The sequence below is a fragment of the Micromonospora sp. NPDC005237 genome (genome assembly GCF_040607775.1).
Lineage (GTDB): Bacteria > Actinomycetota > Actinomycetes > Mycobacteriales > Micromonosporaceae > Micromonospora.
In genome coordinates, this window is the sequence record NZ_JBEXHJ010000009.1 from 18,168 (window position 1) to 32,663 (window position 14,496).

The window sequence follows — 14,496 nt, forward strand, 5'->3', positions numbered from 1 at the left end:
CTCTGGGCGGATGGCGGTGCAGGGTGGACGGATCACCAACGCGCCGCGCCGAGGTCCCGGGACACCGCGCGTGCGGCGTCGCGGACGTACGCGACGAGCGTCGGGCGGGGGTGGCGCTGCGCGTCGCAGACGCGGTCGACCGGGCCGGAGAGCCCGATCGCGCCCACGACGAGGCCGCCGTAGCCGCGGATGGGCGCGGCGATACCGGCCTCGCCGAGGGTCATCTCCTCGATCTCGGCGCCCCAGCCGTTGTCCCGGATCGCGGTCAGCGCCCGGCTGAGGGTCCGGACGGTGACCAGGGTGCGCCGGGTGTACGGCTCGGGTTCGCCCTGCATGACCGCGTTGGCGGCGCCGACGTCGTAGGCGAGCAGGACCTTGCCGAGCGCGGTGGCGTGCGGGGGCAGCAGGGTCCCGACATCGAGGGTCTGCAGGGTGTCGTCGGGCCGGAAGACGTGGTGGACCACCAGCACCTTGCCGTCCAACAGGGTGCCGATGCGGACGGCCTCGCCGCTGCGCGCGGCCAGCGGGTCGGCCCAGTTGATGGAGCGTGAGCGCAGTTCATTGACGTCGAGGTAGCTGGTGCCCAGGTGCAGCAGGGCCGCCCCGAGCTGGTACTTGCCGGAGGTCTTGTCCTGCTCCACGAAGCCGACGTCCTGGAGCGTGCGGACGATGCCGTGCGCGGTGCCTTTGGCCAGGTCGAGGGAGCGGGCGATCTCCCCGATGCCGAGGCGGCCGGAGCTGCTGGCCAGCAGGCGGAGGATCGCCGCGGCCCGCGTGATGGACTGCACCTGACCCGGCATGGGGCGGAATGCTAATCGCGTTTCGGCGGCCGCAACAGTGTTCGGCATTGTCGACCGAGGTTCGTTGACCCGGCACCGAGGGTTTCCTACGGTTCACCGCACAGTGACGTTACTGCACCGCGGCGTCACCGACCGGCCCTCCACTTCCCCCGAGGGGAGGGCTGCCACCCCCACCGTTTCTGGAGGCAAGATGGCGCAACGGTTGAAAGCGCCCGGGCTCGTTGGCGAGTTGGCCGCCGAGTTCGCCGGCACCGCGATTCTCATCCTGTTCGGCGTGGGCGTGGTCGCCCAGGTGGCTGCGGCGGGAACCGGCGAGTTCGACAGCATCGCCTGGGCCTGGGGTCTCGGCGTCACGCTCGGCGTGTACGTGGCGGGCCGCATCAGCGGCGCGCACCTCAACCCCGCGGTCACCGTCGCCCTGGCGGTCTTCAAGGGCTTCTCCTGGCGCAAGGTGATGCCGTACGCCCTGGCCCAGACCGCCGGCGCGTTCGTCGCGGCCCTGCTCATCCGCTGGAACTACAGCGAGGTGCTGTCCCGGTTCGACCCAGGCCTGACCAGCAAGAGTCAGGGCGTCTTCTCCACCCTGCCCGGTGCCGGCGTGAGCGAGTGGGGCGCGCTGCGTGACCAGATCATCGGCACGGCCATCCTGCTGTTCCTCGTCCTGGCCGTCACCGACGCGCGTAACTCGCTGCCCGCCGGCAACCTCGCCCCGCTGATCGTCGGCCTGATCGTGGTGGCGATCGGCATGGCCTTCGCCGCCAACGCCGGCTACGCCATCAACCCCGCCCGCGACTTCGGCCCCCGCCTCGCCTCGTTCCTGACCGGTTACGAAACGGCCTTCCAGGACACCAGCGGTTATCCGTACTTCTGGGTGCCGATCGTCGGGCCGCTCGTCGGTGGCATCATCGGCGCCGGCCTCTACGAGCTGATCATCGGCCGCTTCCTGCCCAGCGAGGACGAGTTGGAGCCGGGCGCCCTGGCCACCGAGAAGACCTCGGCCGAGGACGAGCTCGCCCGCATCTGACATCGCCGACCCGAATCCTTACGACGGACACAGAAGGAGACACCCGAATGGCTGACTTCGTCGGCGCGGTCGACCAGGGCACCACCAGCACCCGCTTCATGATCTTTGACCACGGCGGCAACGAGGTCGGCCGCCACCAGCTCGAACACCAGCAGATCCTGCCGCAGGCCGGCTGGGTGGAGCACAACCCACTCGAGATCTGGGAGCGGACCCAGACGGTCATCCAGACCGCGATGAACGCCCGTGGCCTGACCGCCTCCGATCTGGCCGCGCTCGGCATCACCAACCAGCGCGAGACCACCGTGGTGTGGAACCGCCGGACCGGCCGGCCCTACTACAACGCCATCGTCTGGCAGGACACCCGTACCGACCGCATCGCCTCGGCCCTGGAACGCGAAGGCAAGGGCGACGTCATCCGACGCAAGGCCGGCCTGCCTCCGGCGACGTACTTCTCCGGCGGGAAGATCCAGTGGATCCTCGAGAACGTCGACGGGGTCCGGGAGGCCGCCGAGCGCGGCGAGGCCGTCTTCGGCAACACCGACACCTGGCTGCTGTGGAACCTCACCGGTGGCGTCGAGGACGGGGTGCACGTCACCGACCCGACCAACGCCAGTCGCACCATGCTGATGAACCTGGAGACGCTGGACTGGGACGACGAGCTGCTGTCCTTCTTCGACATCCCTCGCGCCATGCTGCCGGAGATCCGGCCGTCGTCCGACCCCCGCTCGTACGGCAGCACCCGGCAGCACGGCCCGTTCGCCGGCCGAGTCCCGATCACCGGCGACCTGGGCGACCAGCAGGCCGCCACGGTCGGGCAGGTCTGCTTCGCCCCGGGTGAGGCGAAGAACACCTACGGCACGGGAAACTTCATGCTCCTCAACACCGGCACGGAGATCGTGCGGTCGAAGGCCGGGCTGCTCACCACGGTGTGCTATCAGTTCGGCAACGACGCCCCGGTGTACGCGCTCGAAGGCTCGATCGCGGTCACCGGCTCGGCCGTGCAGTGGCTGCGCGACCAGCTCAAGATCATCAGTACCGCCGCGCAGAGCGAGATCCTGGCCCGCCAGGTGGAGGACAGCGGCGGGGTGTACTTCGTGCCCGCGTTCTCCGGCCTGTTCGCACCGTACTGGCGCTCCGACGCCCGTGGCGCGATCGTCGGCCTCTCCCGGTTCAACACCGACGCCCACATCGCCCGGGCCACTCTGGAGTCCATCTGCTACCAGAGCCGGGACGTGGCCGACGCCATGGAGCAGGACTCCGGGGTGCACCTGGAGTGCCTCAAGGTCGACGGCGGCGTCACCGTCAACGACCTGTGCATGCAGATGCAGGCGGACATCCTCGGCGTACCGGTCAGCCGGCCGGTGGTCGCCGAGACCACCGCCCTCGGCGCGGCGTACGCCGCCGGCCTCGCCGTCGGCTTCTGGAAGAACACCGACGAGCTGCGCGAGAACTGGAACGAAAGCCGGCGCTGGCAGCCGGGCTGGTCGCCGGAGCAGCGCGAGAACGGCTACGGCCGGTGGAAGAAGGCGGTTCAGCGCACCCTCGACTGGGTCGACGTCGACTGACGCCCCACCCCCCCTCAAGGATCCGGGCGGCCGGCGCCCGTCGCCGGCCGCCCCACCCTCCTCAGGAGAGAGAAGACGGATGCTTTCCGCGACACTGTCACCGGCCGCCCGCGAGCGGTCCCTGGCCGCCCTCGGCAGCGGCCAGGAACTGGACGTCCTGGTGATCGGCGGCGGCGTCACCGGCGCCGGCTGCGCTCTCGACGCCGTCACCCGAGGGCTGTCGGTCGGGCTCATCGAGGCCGGCGACTGGGCCAGCGGTACGTCGAGCCGGTCCAGCAAACTCATCCACGGTGGCCTGCGCTACCTGGAGATGCTCGACTTCGGGCTGGTCCGCGAGGCCCTGCGCGAGCGGGGCCTGCTCCTGCAGCGGCTCGCCCCGCACCTGGTCCGCCCGGTGCCGTTCCTCTACCCGCTGCGCCACCGGGGCTGGGAAAGGTTGTACGCCGGCGCCGGCGTGCTGCTCTACGACACGATGAGCCTGTCCGGCCGCCACGCGCGCGGCGTGCCGACCCACCGGCACCTGAGCCGCCGCGGGGCGCTGCGCGCCTGCCCGTCGCTGCGGCCCGAGTCGCTGGTCGGCGCTCTGCAGTACTACGACGCCCAGGTCGACGATGCCCGGCTGGTGACCATCCTCGTCCGCACCGCCGCCGCGCACGGGGCGTACCCGCTGTCGCGGGCCCGCGTCGTGGGTTTCCTGCGCGAGGGCGCCCGGGTCACCGGCGCGCGGGTGCACGACCTGGAGACCGACCGGGTGTTCGAGGTGCGCGCCCGGCAGGTCATCAACGCCACGGGGGTGTGGACCGACGACACCCAGGCCCTCGTCGGCGAGCGGGGTCAGTTCCAGGTGCGCGCCTCCAAGGGCATCCACCTCGTGGTGCCGCGCGACCGGATCCGGTCCAGCACCGGCCTGATCCTGCGCACCGAGTCCAGCGTGCTGTTCGTGATCCCGTGGGGCCGGCACTGGCTGGTCGGCACCACCGACACCGACTGGGACCTGGACAAGGCGCATCCGGCGGCGACCAGCCGGGACATCGACTACCTGCTGGAGCGCGTCAACGCGGTGCTGGCCACCCCGCTGACCCGCGACGACGTCGAGGGCGTGTACGCCGGCCTGCGCCCGCTGCTGTCCGGAGAGTCCGACGCGACCGCCAAGCTGTCGCGGGAGCACACCGTGGTCAGTCCGGCGCCCGGACTCGTGGTGGTGGCCGGCGGCAAGTACACGACGTACCGGGTGATGGCGCGCGACGCGGTCGACGAGGCGGTGCGCGGCCTCGGCGCCGCGGTGGCCACCTCGTGCACCGACCAGGTGCCCCTGCTGGGGGCGGAGGGCTACGTCGCCCGGTGGAACCAGCGCCGCCGACTGGCGCAGCAGTCCGGCCTGCACACCGAGCGCGTGGAGCACCTGCTGCGGCGCTACGGCGCCGCCGTCGACGAGGTGCTGGCGCTGCTGCGGGAGGACCCCACGCTCGGCGAGCCGCTCGACGGCGCGGAGGACTACCTGCGGGTGGAGGTCGTCTACGCGGCGTCCGCCGAGGGGGCGCTGCACCTGGAGGACGTGCTGACCCGGCGCACCCACATCTCGATCGAGAGCTTCGACCGGGGCCTGATGGCCGCCCGGCCGGCGGCGACGCTGATGGCGCCGGTCCTTGGCTGGGACGACGAGCGGGTCGACCGGGAGGTGGCGCACTACGTCGCGCGGGTCCGGGCCGAGCGGGCCGCGCACGAGCAGCCCGACGACGCGGCGGCCGACGCCTTCCGGCTGGACGCGCCCGACGTGGTGCCGGCGGTTGCCGTGGCGACCTGAGCGGGCTCCGGCGGTGTGCCCGGCATGCCGCCGGAGCCGGTTGCCGGGGGTGACGGCCGCCCGGCGGTGCGCCACCATACCGACCAGTCGGTATCCCACCGAAAGGGGCCCGCGATGCCGGGAACGACCGCGACGCGCACGGCGTATCGCACCTGTCCGCTCCGTGAGGCCACCTGCGGCCTGACACTGACCATCGCCGACGATCGGGTGACCCACGTCCGCGGCGACCGCGAGCACGTCTTCAGCCACGGCTACGTCTGCCCGAAGAGGGCCCCGTTCCCGCAGCTCCTCGCCGACCCGGACCGCCTGCGCCGGCCGCTGCTGCGCGTCGACGGCACGCTGCGCGAGGTCGGCTGGGACGAGGCGTTCGCCGCCGTCGAGGCCGGGCTGGCCGCCGCCCGGGCCGGCGGCCCCGACGCGGTCGCCGCCTACCTCGGCAATCCCAACGTGCACACGATGGCCGGCGGGCTCCACGTGTGCCCGCTCGTCCGCGCGCTCGCCACCCGCAACCTCTTCTCTGCGGGCACCGTCGACCAGATGCCCAAGCACGTCTCCTCGGGCTACCTGTACGGCGACCCGAACGCCATCCCGGTGCCCGACCTCGACCGCACCGACCTGCTCGTCCTGCTCCGCGCCAATCCCTGGGAGTCCAACGGCAGTCTCTGCACCGCGCTCCGCGGTTAGACTCAGCAGTCGACGACGCTCTATGTCGCCTGGCGGTGGCAGGGGGAGTGTGCGCAGGTCAAGGGGGCAAGGAGCCGTTGGTTGGCCCGGCTTGCAACTGGGAGCAGATTGGGTGCAGGTTGGCGAAGAGGTCTCCCCGCCCGAAGTGCTCTCTGACGGCGGCAGGGACGAGGGGCTTTGACCTGTGGTGCTGCGGTCGATTGGCGCGGCGTGACCTCCCAGTGGATACAGAAGTGGTCAGGGCTTCGGCAGGTCTGCCCTACATCGACGCCAGTCGTACGGATCCCTGCTCGAGTCCTGTAGCAGGACCACCGGAGCGGTGATGCGGGGTAGCGGCATCGCCATCGTGGCCTTCGCCAATCTGGCTTTACTGTATTAGTTAACTGCGGATGTCGGTTGTGTAATCACCGTGCCATCGGGTGGATGCCCCACCGGGTCAGTAAGTGTCGCGCCGACGATGTGTACCAATGTGCTCGGGTCCACTTACACGATGAAGGCGCTCGCGCCTCGGCACGGTTGCATCCTGGTCAGGGGGCTGCCACGCCAGCCGGATTGTGATCGCAGTTCAGCTTGGGCTGCGGCGCGTGCGGTGGGATCTGTGTAGATCTCGGGTGTTTTACGTGCCAGTTATCGGCTTGCTCTGCTTGGACCGCCACCGCTTCCAACTGCAGGCCCGTCAGGTGCGACAGCAACGTCGAAATGATCTCCACTCCGGCACCCAACCCGAACTACCGACGAATGCGCCTCACAAAATCTGTGCGAGGGCGAGTTGCGGGCGGAGCCGACAAAGTTTTCATCAGATCTCTAAGGACTCTGTACCCGTAGTCGGCAGGCGAGCGTACGAGGCGGCTCGAGCCAAATCGGCGCTCGTGGAACGAGACGGGAGTCTGGGCAATTCGGAAGCCTAGGCTCGCTGCTCGGATAATTTGCTCCTGGGTATAGGTGAATTTGCTGGAAATCCGAACGGCAGTAGCCAGTCGGGCGGAGAACGCCCGGTAGCCGCTTTGGCTATCTGCAACGGCAACTCGCGAGATTGCTGATATCGCTTGTGACAGCGCGATGTTTCCAGCGTATCGAAAAGGTTGCATATGTGGAGGGCGTCGCCATAGGCGGTTCCCGATTGCCAAGTCCGCCCCGTTGGCGAGTTTGTGCAGCAGGGCGTGAATGTCGTCGGGGGCATATTGCCCGTCGGCGTCGGTGTGGACGATGGTTGTGGCACCGAGGCCTAGGGCGGCATCGACGCCCAGTTGAAATGATTGAGCTAGCCCAATACCCCCGGAAGGCAGAACGAGGGAAGCTCCGGCATGGAGTGCCACCTCTGCAGTGCGATCACTCGAGTCGTCGTCCACAACGATGGTTTTCGACAGCTTGAAGCGAGGCCGAATTTGCTCGTGGAACGTTGTTAGTACCTGACCAACGGTCTGCTCCTCGTTCCTTGCAGTAATCAGTAGCGCAAGCATTCTTCTCCAGCTTCTAGGCATCTTGTGACGCGCCGATCTTAGTACCGGGATAGTCTTGCCAGACTTCTGGGTCGCCCGGAGAATTGTCGGATGCCTCTGGCTGTCGTCGTCTGTTGCCTGATGTCGTTCGCCCTGCTCAAGTCGGTTGCCCTCATGAACGCCGTTCGATGGGCAGCTAAGCGGGCCCGCGGATACGAGCGCGAGTCGCGGCTGCGGCCTCCTAAAAATGATCTTGAGTTGGCCGCGTTATTTGAGCGTCATGGTGGTGATTTCTTCCCATTTGGCGCTAAATGGTACAAGGTCCGCCGACTCTACTCACCTGGATCCAGAGACTCGAGACTGACTAAGGCTAGAAAGAGTGTAGTCAGGCTGATTGCGAAGACATTCATCAGTGGTGCCGGGTTTATCCTCGTGTCTTATGTATCGACGATCGCTCTGAACGCTCTTGCGCCGAAAGTGAGCGTTGTTGCTTCTGTGCTCGTGTCCGCATTGACCCTCTGGGTTGTCGCCTACAACATGGGATTGTTAGCGGAGGCTGTGGCCTGGTATTTGGCCGTCGGCCGATATGCGCGTTCCTACTTCACGGCCGGAATCACGGGGCGCCGCCCGGAGGATGGATCAGTCCTGGATGAGCTGATTGTTTTTGTATCTTTGGCAGTCTTTATGGTTCTCAGTCTAGCGATCTCGGTGTCTACCCTTCAGCTCCGGTTCGGTGGGTTCAAGGGCATGTCGCGAGATCATGGTTTTGTAGCCGAGTTGCGGAGGCTGGCAGACTCCACGTATTACGTTGTCGCGAATGTGACCACCTTGGGCGATTCTTCAATCCAACTATCGAGCGCGCCAGCCAAGATCGGCGCAACGACCGTGCTGGTCGCCGGCTTGCTGTTGCTGACTTTCACACTGGCTTTGTTCTCGTCGGTCATTCTTGAGCGGCAGTTGCCAGATGACTTGGGGCGTAAGCCTAGGGTTTAGCTTGACCGAGCCGTTGCGGCGCGGCGGTGCTTATCTCTGAACAGGCCCATGCTACTCGGCGGGGTTGATCATGGTGACCGACCGACCGATCATCTTGAGGTGGTGCATGAAGTCGTCCAGGCCGGTCACGGGCAGCTCGCGAGGGCGGTGGAGACCAGGTTGGGGACTTCGCTGCATCGACCTCGACGAAGCCGAAGGGCCGTTCGACGAGTTGCGGGCGCCGGATGCGGTAACGGTCGGCAAACCGCCGGCTTGGCGTTGGGGTACTTATAATGCGGGAGTGCCGTGGCAGATGTGAAGGACTCCCGTTTCCGTGAGGAGGCCGCGCTGCCGCCCGACGGTGAGATGCATTCGATTGCCGGGGCGAAGATGCAGGTGTGGCACTGCCGCGACAGCAGCCGCAACCTGCCGAGGGCCAGGTCGCCGACGCTGAGAGGTTCGCAGACGCCATTCTCCTCGAGGCGGTAGAAGGGGCATGGCTTTGTCCTCTCGACGCAGCGAGGGCCGTGGCCGTTCGGCGACGACCCTCGCTGGTGTTCCGGACTCTGGTGGCGCGGTGGGTGCACGAGCTCGTTTGGATGGCGCCTGGCCAGGCGGACCGTGCAGGGCGGACGGCTTGCCTGGTCTCTCGTGCTCCTGCCCGAGATCGGCCCTGAGTGTCGGCGGCTTCACCGATCAGAAATCCTCCGCCACGTCGTCGGTTCCTTTAGCACTCACGCACCGGTGGAAGGATCAACGACCATGACCGACGCCAGACCGCTAAGCGCCACCGAGGCCGCGTTCATCGCGGCGGTCCACTCAGGCGACACGGCGCGGTTTGCACTCATCACGGAGCGCCACCGGCGTGAGCTGCAGGTGCACTGTTACCGGATGCTCGCGAACTACGAGGACGCCCAGGACATGACGCAGGAGACGTTCCTGCGAGCGTGGAAGAAGCGGGAGTCGTTCAGGGGCCACGCGGCCGTGCGGACCTGGCTGTACCGGATCGCGACGAACGCCTGCCTCGACTTCCTGGAGAAGCGCAACGACCGCACACCTGTGCCGTTCGAGCTGCCGAACCCCGACTCCGAGCTGCTGTACCTGCAGCCGTACCCCGACCGGATGCTCCCCGAGGACCCGCTGGAATCGGTGGTGGCGCGGGAGACGATCGAGCTGGCGTTCATCATCGCCGTCCAGCACCTGCCGCCGCGGCAGCGGGCGGTGTTCATCCTGCGCGACGTCCTCGGCTGGCCGGCGTCGAAAGCCGCCGACGCCCTTGAGCTGACCGTCGCATCGGTGACCAGCGCACTGCAGCGGGCTCGTGTGACGATGCGCGAGCAGCTGCCCGACCGCCGTCTCGACTGGCGGAGCCCCGCCAACCACGAGCTGTCGAATGACGAGCGCGGCGCGGTGAAGTCGTACATCGAGGCCCATGAGCGCAACGACCTCGACGGGCTGACGTCCCTACTGCGCGACGACCTGCGTTTCGCGATGCTGCCCGATCCGGGCACCGTGACCACGACGGCCAGGGAAGCGGTGGACGGCTGGGTCTCCCATGGGCTCTTCCACCGCGGCTACGACGACTGGCGCGGTATCACCACGACGATCAACCGCATGCCTGCCGCCGCGCTGTACCTCCGCACCCCCGACGAACCGGAGTACCGGCTGTTCACCATCGCGGTCCTGCACATCGTCGACGGGAGGATCGCCGAGCTCACCGGATTCGACGCCACCGACAAACCATGGCTGGGCCTGCCTCCGACACTGTGATCAGGTGAGTCCGGCCCGTGCTCATCGCCTCGTCTCGTATCGGGTCAGTATCACGCCGCCGGGAAACGGCCGCGTCTCCACCAGGTTGAGGTTCACCCAGCTGTCCAGGGCCGTGAAGAACGGCGTGCCGCCGCCCAGCAAGGCCGGTGCGGTGACCAGCACGTACTCGTCGATCAGCCCGGCACGCATGGCCGCTGCGGCAAGTGTGGCGCCGCCGATGTCCATGGGGCCGCCGTCTTCGGCCTTGAGCCGGGTGATCTCGGTGACCGCGTCGCCGGTGACCAGGCGGGTGTTCCAGTCGACCGTGCGGGTCGTCGAGGAGAACACCACCTTCGGCACGTCCCGCCAGCGGCGGGCGTACTCGATCTCCGCCGGTGTGGCGCCGGGCTGCTGGTCGGCGGTTGGCCAGTGGGAGCTCATCGCCTCCCACAATTTGCGCCCGTACAGCGCCAGGCCGGTCGCCCCCACCCGGTCGGACCACCACTGGAACAGCTCGTCGCTCGGTACGCTCCAGCCGAGGTCATCGCCAGGCGCGGCGACATAGCCGTCCAGGCTTACGTTCATAGCGAAGATCAGTTTCCGCACCGTGCCAACCTCCCGTAAGTCCATTTAGTACGTACAGACGGGCGCGGCGCGAAAACCTCATCGGTGTGCGATCGGCCCCGCAGGTAAACCCTCGCGCCCCGGGGGGTCAGCAGCCGCATCCAGTGCTATGGCAGCCGCATCCCGCTTCAGCGGTGGCACGCTGGGCCGAGCGACGGCGGTGCAGCCACCACATGCCGAGCGCAAGAGCCACCAGTCCGGCGGCAACGGCGAACAGCGTCTTCTCCAGGATCGCGGCGCCCGCGCCGGTGAGCACCCCGGCGGCGATCAGCAGAGGCAGCGCGCAGCAGGCGGCGCAGGCGAGGACGGCGAGTCCGCCGGCAACCTTGCTGCGCCGCGGCGGCGTGTTGTCGATCTCCCCCGGGGCTGGGTTCGGGATGCGGGTCGGCGGCGGGACGGGCTGGCTCATTCGCGTTCTCCGGAGGGTCGAGTGGTGCCGATGGTCAGATACGGGATCGGGCAGTCCGTGCAGGTGCAGTTGGTGAGGCTGTTGCAGCGCGCGTCGACGACTTCGGTGAGCGTGGCGCGGATCGCGGTCAGGTCGGCGATCTTCAGATCGATTTCGGCGATCTTGTCGATGGCCCGTTGCCGCAGATCCGCGCTCGGGTGCCGGTGGCGGCCCGCGTCGAGCAGCTCGGCGACCTCGTCGAGGGTGAATCCGAGTCGCTGCGCTGCCTTGATCACGTTGAGCAGGGCGACCGTGTCGGCTGGGTAGAGGCGGTGCCCGCCGTTCGTCCGTGACGGTTCGGCGAGCAGGCCGCGGCGCTCGTAGTAGCGCAGCGTCTGGATGTTGACGCCGGCCTGCTCGGCGACCTCGCCGGTGCGCAGCCCGTCCATCACGACGCCCGTGCCGTCGACCGGGTACCGGCGAACGGCAACCCAGCCTGGGCCCAGTCGGCCTTGCCGCCGTCGTAGCCGCGTACGTCGGTGTAGCCGAGCCGCTCGAACGCCGCGGCGGCGGCCTTCGAACGCGAGCAGGCCGGGCCGGAACAGTAGGTGACCACGGTCCGGTCGCGGTCCGGCGCCAGCCGGGCCGCCAGGTCGGCGGACAATTCACCGGGCAGGTTCACCGCACCGGGCAGATGGTCCGCCTCGAAATGAGCTGCCTCGACGAGCGTGACCTCACCGGCATCGAGCAGTTCGCGAAGCCGGTCACGACTGATCCGCTGCACGATGCTCCTCTCGGCTCGCGGTGCGAGCGGCAGCGTCACGGGCGCGGCCCGCGAGAGAGGCCAGAACCTCGCCATGCTGGGGCGGCACCGCGACGTCCAGGGTCACGGCCTCCCCGTCGCCGATACGCTCGACTGCGACGGTGAAGTCGAAGAACGAGCAGCATTCGGTCTCGCGAGCGGCAAGGTCACGCACCGTGGCCGCCAGACCCGCCGGGCCGGCCAGACGCAGGCGCGTGTGGGTCGCGTCGAGCTGGTCCACCTCGCGCACAGCGGTGGCGAACAGTTCAGCAAACTCCGCCAGCCACAACGGCTGTTGCGCCGTCGGTAGCGTGCAGGCGTCCGGAATCACGAAAGACATGCCGTCTCCTCGAACCTGGGCGCCATCGGCGCCGTCCGGTCGACGGTAAGCCTGTACCTGGGTACCGGATGCAATCCCTGGGCCGACACGACCTTCGAGGCCGCTGCCGGACCGCGCCGCTACCTCCGTAAAGGATGGCCACGATCGGGTCGCGTCGCAGCTCGCACGCGTGTCGGTGCGCCCGTGCGTTGGTCGATCTGGTGGGTCAACCGTCGTCTGTCGGTCACGTTCGGTGCGGGTGTCAGGGGTCCCCGCCCGGTGGGTGGGTACGGTGGTTGCGTGACAGGCGCGCGGGCAGTGGGCGCCGGGCCGATGGCCCGGTGGGTGCTGCTGGCCTGCACGCTGTTCGGGCTCGCGGCGATGCACACCCTCGGACACGCCGGGATGCGCATGGGCACCCACCATGGCCACGGGCCGGCCGGTGCGGTGGCCGTGGCTGGCGGGATGGACGTGCCGGCGGAGGTGGCGGCCGCGGTGACTGCCGTGACCGATGAGTGTCCAGGCTGCGCGCACGTGAGCGGTCCGCAGGGCCCGGGGCGCGATGGCATGCCCGGTTGGAGTGTCTGCCTGGCGGTGCTCACCGGTCTGGCGGTGCTCGTGCTGTTGATCGCGCGGTGGTGGGCGAGGCCGCGTCCGGTCGGTTCGCAGATCCGCAACGTCAGCGCGCTGTCGCGGGTATCGCGGGGCCCGCCGCGGCCGGTGGGTCTGAGTCTCGCTCGGTTGTCGGTGCTGCGTACATAGAACTTGCGCTGCGCCGCTGCTGCCCGTACGCGCTGCGCGTACGGCAGGGCGTGCGCCGAGGTTCTTCTCGCACGTTCACCGATACCGAAAGGCTTCTTGTTGTGTTGACACGTTCTGTTGTGCTGCGCCGTGCCGGACTGGCCGGCGTGGCGGTGACCGCTGCGGTGCTGCTGTCGGCCTGCGGCGGCGATGACTCCACGGGCTCCGGGATGGGCCACGGCTCCGGCATGGGCACCAGCGCGCCGGCGGCCTCGGCGAGCGCGGGCGCGGTATTCAACGACGCGGACGTGATGTTCGCTCACATGATGGTCGTCCACCACCGGCAGGCGATCGAGATGGCGTCGCTGGCCGATACCCGGGCCGCCAGCAGCGACGTCAAGGCGCTCGCCACGAAGATCAAGCAGGCGCAGCAGCCTGAGATCGACACCATGAACGGGTGGCTGACCGCCTGGGGCAGGCCGGCCCCGATGGCCAGCGCGAGCGGCATGGACATGGGCATGGGCCACGGCGCGATGCCCGGCGTCATGTCCGACGCGGACATGACCCAACTGGCGAAGGCCAAGGGCGCCGAGTTCGACAAGCAGTTCCTCACCATGATGATCAGCCACCATCAGGGTGCGATCAGCATGGCCCAGCAGGAGACGGCGCAGGGCAGCAACCCGGATGCCAAGACTCTGGCGGCGAAGATCATCACGGATCAGCAGGCCGAGATCACCCAGATGCAGGACCTGCTGACGAAGGTCTAGACGGTCAGCGGCGGCCGAACCCTGAACGGGTTCGGCCGCCGCGGTCGCCGGTTTCTCAGTGGGCGTGGTGGTACTGGTGCACCACGGCGTGCCCCTTGCCCCGGCTGATCATCCACCGGTTGACGGGCGTGGTCAGCAGGAACGCCACGACCAGCGACCCGGCCAGGGACGCCCAAAACAGCACGCTGGTCAGCCCCGCGTTCATCGCCCCGGGCACCGCGACGATGAACGCGTTGTCCAGCAGCTCCATGATCGCAATCGACACGGTGTCGGCGGCCAGGGCCACCTTCAGCGCGGTGCGGACGTTGACACCGGCTCGCAACACGCCGCGCATGGTCAGGCCGTAGCCGAACACGAAGGCCAGGGCGATCGACAGCACCACGGTGGCGGCGTTGTGCAGCCCGGCCGTGGTGCCGATGACCATGCCCAGGACCTCACCGATGGCGCACCCGGTCAGGCAATGCAGCGTCGCCGACGCCGCGACCGCCCAGCTCTCCACCACCCGCATCTGCTGCCGGTCGGCGTCCGGGCTGTGCTGGTTGTGCCCCTCGTGCCCATGCCCGGCGTGGCCGGCCGAGCCCGGTGCCGCAGTCGCCGTGGGGCTCTGAACGTGGCTGCTGTGATCCATGTCCGACCTCCTTCACTCGCCCACACCGTACCCCCCGGGGGTATGTATGCCAAGGGTCGAGTAGCAGCGTGCCCCCCGCGCTGCCTGTCGCACTGACCCGCCGCGACGACGACGGACCCGCAGGCGGCCGATCCTGCCGGTGCGGCTGAGCGGAACCGTCACGACCGGGTGGCCGGCGTCTGGAGTTGGG

18 protein-coding genes are annotated in these 14,496 nt (G+C 68.5%); 8 read left to right on the plus strand and 10 right to left on the minus strand.

Annotated features, from left to right (window positions below; genetic code table 11):
- Nucleotides 1-32: 32 nt before the first annotated feature.
- Nucleotides 33-800: an IclR family transcriptional regulator gene (locus ABZT87_RS24170; RefSeq protein ID WP_355138275.1), complete on the minus strand. Its 768-nt coding sequence runs from the start codon at nucleotides 798-800 to the stop codon at nucleotides 33-35.
- Between the two features lie 190 nt (nucleotides 801-990).
- On the opposite strand from ABZT87_RS24170, the gene ABZT87_RS24175 reads away from it, so the two are divergent.
- The 4 genes from ABZT87_RS24175 to ABZT87_RS24190 all read left to right on the plus strand — a co-directional run bounded on the left by ABZT87_RS24175 (nucleotide 991) and on the right by ABZT87_RS24190 (nucleotide 5,877).
- Nucleotides 991-1,824 carry an MIP/aquaporin family protein gene (locus ABZT87_RS24175; protein WP_355067915.1) on the plus strand — a complete coding sequence of 278 codons (834 nt, stop codon included), beginning with the start codon at nucleotides 991-993 and terminating at the stop codon, nucleotides 1,822-1,824.
- Nucleotides 1,825-1,871: 47 nt separating this feature from the next.
- The gene (gene glpK / locus ABZT87_RS24180; RefSeq protein ID WP_355138277.1) at nucleotides 1,872-3,389 is read left to right on the plus strand and encodes a glycerol kinase GlpK; all 1,518 of its coding nucleotides are present in this window, start codon (nucleotides 1,872-1,874) and stop codon (nucleotides 3,387-3,389) included.
- A gap of 79 nt (nucleotides 3,390-3,468) precedes the next feature.
- The gene (locus ABZT87_RS24185; RefSeq protein ID WP_355138279.1) at nucleotides 3,469-5,193 is read left to right on the plus strand and encodes a glycerol-3-phosphate dehydrogenase/oxidase; all 1,725 of its coding nucleotides are present in this window, start codon (nucleotides 3,469-3,471) and stop codon (nucleotides 5,191-5,193) included.
- Nucleotides 5,194-5,307: 114 nt separating this feature from the next.
- Nucleotides 5,308-5,877, plus strand: a complete 570-nt coding sequence (locus ABZT87_RS24190) for a molybdopterin-dependent oxidoreductase (protein WP_355138281.1) — start codon at nucleotides 5,308-5,310, stop codon at nucleotides 5,875-5,877.
- Between the two features lie 527 nt (nucleotides 5,878-6,404).
- Here the strand turns inward: ABZT87_RS24190 and ABZT87_RS24195 are convergent.
- A complete protein-coding gene (locus ABZT87_RS24195) occupies nucleotides 6,405-6,587 on the minus strand; it encodes a hypothetical protein (protein ID WP_355138283.1) in 183 nt (60 codons plus the stop codon).
- A gap of 18 nt (nucleotides 6,588-6,605) precedes the next feature.
- Nucleotides 6,606-7,358 carry a glycosyltransferase family 2 protein gene (locus ABZT87_RS24200; protein WP_355138285.1) on the minus strand — a complete coding sequence of 251 codons (753 nt, stop codon included), beginning with the start codon at nucleotides 7,356-7,358 and terminating at the stop codon, nucleotides 6,606-6,608.
- 69 nt (nucleotides 7,359-7,427) lie between these two features.
- Between ABZT87_RS24200 and ABZT87_RS24205 the strand changes: the two genes are divergently transcribed.
- On the plus strand, nucleotides 7,428-8,309 hold the full coding sequence (locus ABZT87_RS24205) for a hypothetical protein (protein WP_355138287.1): 882 nt from the start codon (nucleotides 7,428-7,430) through the stop codon (nucleotides 8,307-8,309).
- Between the two features lie 51 nt (nucleotides 8,310-8,360).
- Here the strand turns inward: ABZT87_RS24205 and ABZT87_RS24210 are convergent, their stop codons facing one another.
- Entirely contained in the window at nucleotides 8,361-8,486 is a 126-nt protein-coding gene (locus tag ABZT87_RS24210) for a hypothetical protein (RefSeq protein WP_355138289.1), read from the minus strand.
- 453 nt (nucleotides 8,487-8,939) lie between these two features.
- On the opposite strand from ABZT87_RS24210, the gene ABZT87_RS24215 reads away from it, so the two are divergent.
- The gene (locus ABZT87_RS24215; RefSeq protein ID WP_355138291.1) at nucleotides 8,940-10,058 is read left to right on the plus strand and encodes an RNA polymerase subunit sigma-70; all 1,119 of its coding nucleotides are present in this window, start codon (nucleotides 8,940-8,942) and stop codon (nucleotides 10,056-10,058) included.
- A gap of 21 nt (nucleotides 10,059-10,079) precedes the next feature.
- On the opposite strand, the gene ABZT87_RS24220 is transcribed toward ABZT87_RS24215, so the two are convergent.
- The 5 genes from ABZT87_RS24220 to ABZT87_RS24240 all read right to left on the minus strand — a co-directional run bounded on the left by ABZT87_RS24220 (nucleotide 10,080) and on the right by ABZT87_RS24240 (nucleotide 12,191).
- Nucleotides 10,080-10,667, minus strand: coding sequence for a dihydrofolate reductase family protein (locus tag ABZT87_RS24220; RefSeq protein WP_355138293.1), 588 nt, complete (start codon nucleotides 10,665-10,667; stop codon nucleotides 10,080-10,082).
- 82 nt (nucleotides 10,668-10,749) lie between these two features.
- Nucleotides 10,750-11,070 carry a hypothetical protein gene (locus ABZT87_RS24225; RefSeq protein ID WP_355138295.1) on the minus strand — a complete coding sequence of 107 codons (321 nt, stop codon included), beginning with the start codon at nucleotides 11,068-11,070 and terminating at the stop codon, nucleotides 10,750-10,752.
- Nucleotides 11,067-11,498, minus strand: coding sequence for a MerR family transcriptional regulator (locus tag ABZT87_RS24230; RefSeq protein WP_354863152.1), 432 nt, complete (start codon nucleotides 11,496-11,498; stop codon nucleotides 11,067-11,069). Before ABZT87_RS24230 ends, ABZT87_RS24225 begins: the two co-directional genes overlap by 4 nt.
- On the minus strand, nucleotides 11,498-11,833 hold the full coding sequence (locus ABZT87_RS24235) for a rhodanese-like domain-containing protein (protein ID WP_355138297.1): 336 nt from the start codon (nucleotides 11,831-11,833) through the stop codon (nucleotides 11,498-11,500). Before ABZT87_RS24235 ends, ABZT87_RS24230 begins: the two co-directional genes overlap by 1 nt.
- Nucleotides 11,814-12,191, minus strand: coding sequence for a hypothetical protein (locus tag ABZT87_RS24240; protein WP_355138299.1), 378 nt, complete (start codon nucleotides 12,189-12,191; stop codon nucleotides 11,814-11,816). The genes ABZT87_RS24235 and ABZT87_RS24240 overlap by 20 nt, the downstream gene beginning before the upstream one ends.
- A gap of 279 nt (nucleotides 12,192-12,470) precedes the next feature.
- Here ABZT87_RS24240 and ABZT87_RS24245 point away from each other — a divergent pair, with 279 nt between their 5' ends.
- Together ABZT87_RS24245 and ABZT87_RS24250 are read left to right on the plus strand one after the other, a co-directional pair.
- Nucleotides 12,471-12,932, plus strand: a complete 462-nt coding sequence (locus ABZT87_RS24245) for a DUF6153 family protein (RefSeq protein WP_355067931.1) — start codon at nucleotides 12,471-12,473, stop codon at nucleotides 12,930-12,932.
- 101 nt (nucleotides 12,933-13,033) lie between these two features.
- Nucleotides 13,034-13,678, plus strand: coding sequence for a DUF305 domain-containing protein (locus ABZT87_RS24250; protein WP_355138301.1), 645 nt, complete (start codon nucleotides 13,034-13,036; stop codon nucleotides 13,676-13,678).
- 55 nt (nucleotides 13,679-13,733) lie between these two features.
- Here ABZT87_RS24250 and ABZT87_RS24255 read toward each other — a convergent pair whose 3' ends face one another.
- Nucleotides 13,734-14,306 (minus strand): DUF4396 domain-containing protein, encoded by a 573-nt coding sequence (locus ABZT87_RS24255; RefSeq protein WP_354860264.1) that lies wholly within the window; start codon nucleotides 14,304-14,306, stop codon nucleotides 13,734-13,736.
- Between the last annotated feature and the right edge of the window lie 190 nt (nucleotides 14,307-14,496).

Coding starts and splice junctions, on each gene's coding strand:
- ABZT87_RS24170 (WP_355138275.1), bottom strand. CDS start 800: ATGCCGGGTCAGGTGCAGTCCATCACGCGGGCCGCGGCGATCCTCCGC.
- ABZT87_RS24175 (WP_355067915.1), top strand. CDS start 991: ATGGCGCAACGGTTGAAAGCGCCCGGGCTCGTTGGCGAGTTGGCCGCC.
- glpK (WP_355138277.1), top strand. CDS start 1,872: ATGGCTGACTTCGTCGGCGCGGTCGACCAGGGCACCACCAGCACCCGC.
- ABZT87_RS24185 (WP_355138279.1), top strand. CDS start 3,469: ATGCTTTCCGCGACACTGTCACCGGCCGCCCGCGAGCGGTCCCTGGCC.
- ABZT87_RS24190 (WP_355138281.1), top strand. CDS start 5,308: ATGCCGGGAACGACCGCGACGCGCACGGCGTATCGCACCTGTCCGCTC.
- ABZT87_RS24200 (WP_355138285.1), bottom strand. CDS start 7,358: ATGCCTAGAAGCTGGAGAAGAATGCTTGCGCTACTGATTACTGCAAGG.
- ABZT87_RS24205 (WP_355138287.1), top strand. CDS start 7,428: ATGCCTCTGGCTGTCGTCGTCTGTTGCCTGATGTCGTTCGCCCTGCTC.
- ABZT87_RS24210 (WP_355138289.1), bottom strand. CDS start 8,486: ATGCAGCGAAGTCCCCAACCTGGTCTCCACCGCCCTCGCGAGCTGCCC.
- ABZT87_RS24220 (WP_355138293.1), bottom strand. CDS start 10,667: ATGGACTTACGGGAGGTTGGCACGGTGCGGAAACTGATCTTCGCTATG.
- ABZT87_RS24225 (WP_355138295.1), bottom strand. CDS start 11,070: ATGAGCCAGCCCGTCCCGCCGCCGACCCGCATCCCGAACCCAGCCCCG.
- ABZT87_RS24230 (WP_354863152.1), bottom strand. CDS start 11,498: ATGGACGGGCTGCGCACCGGCGAGGTCGCCGAGCAGGCCGGCGTCAAC.
- ABZT87_RS24240 (WP_355138299.1), bottom strand. CDS start 12,191: ATGTCTTTCGTGATTCCGGACGCCTGCACGCTACCGACGGCGCAACAG.
- ABZT87_RS24255 (WP_354860264.1), bottom strand. CDS start 14,306: ATGGATCACAGCAGCCACGTTCAGAGCCCCACGGCGACTGCGGCACCG.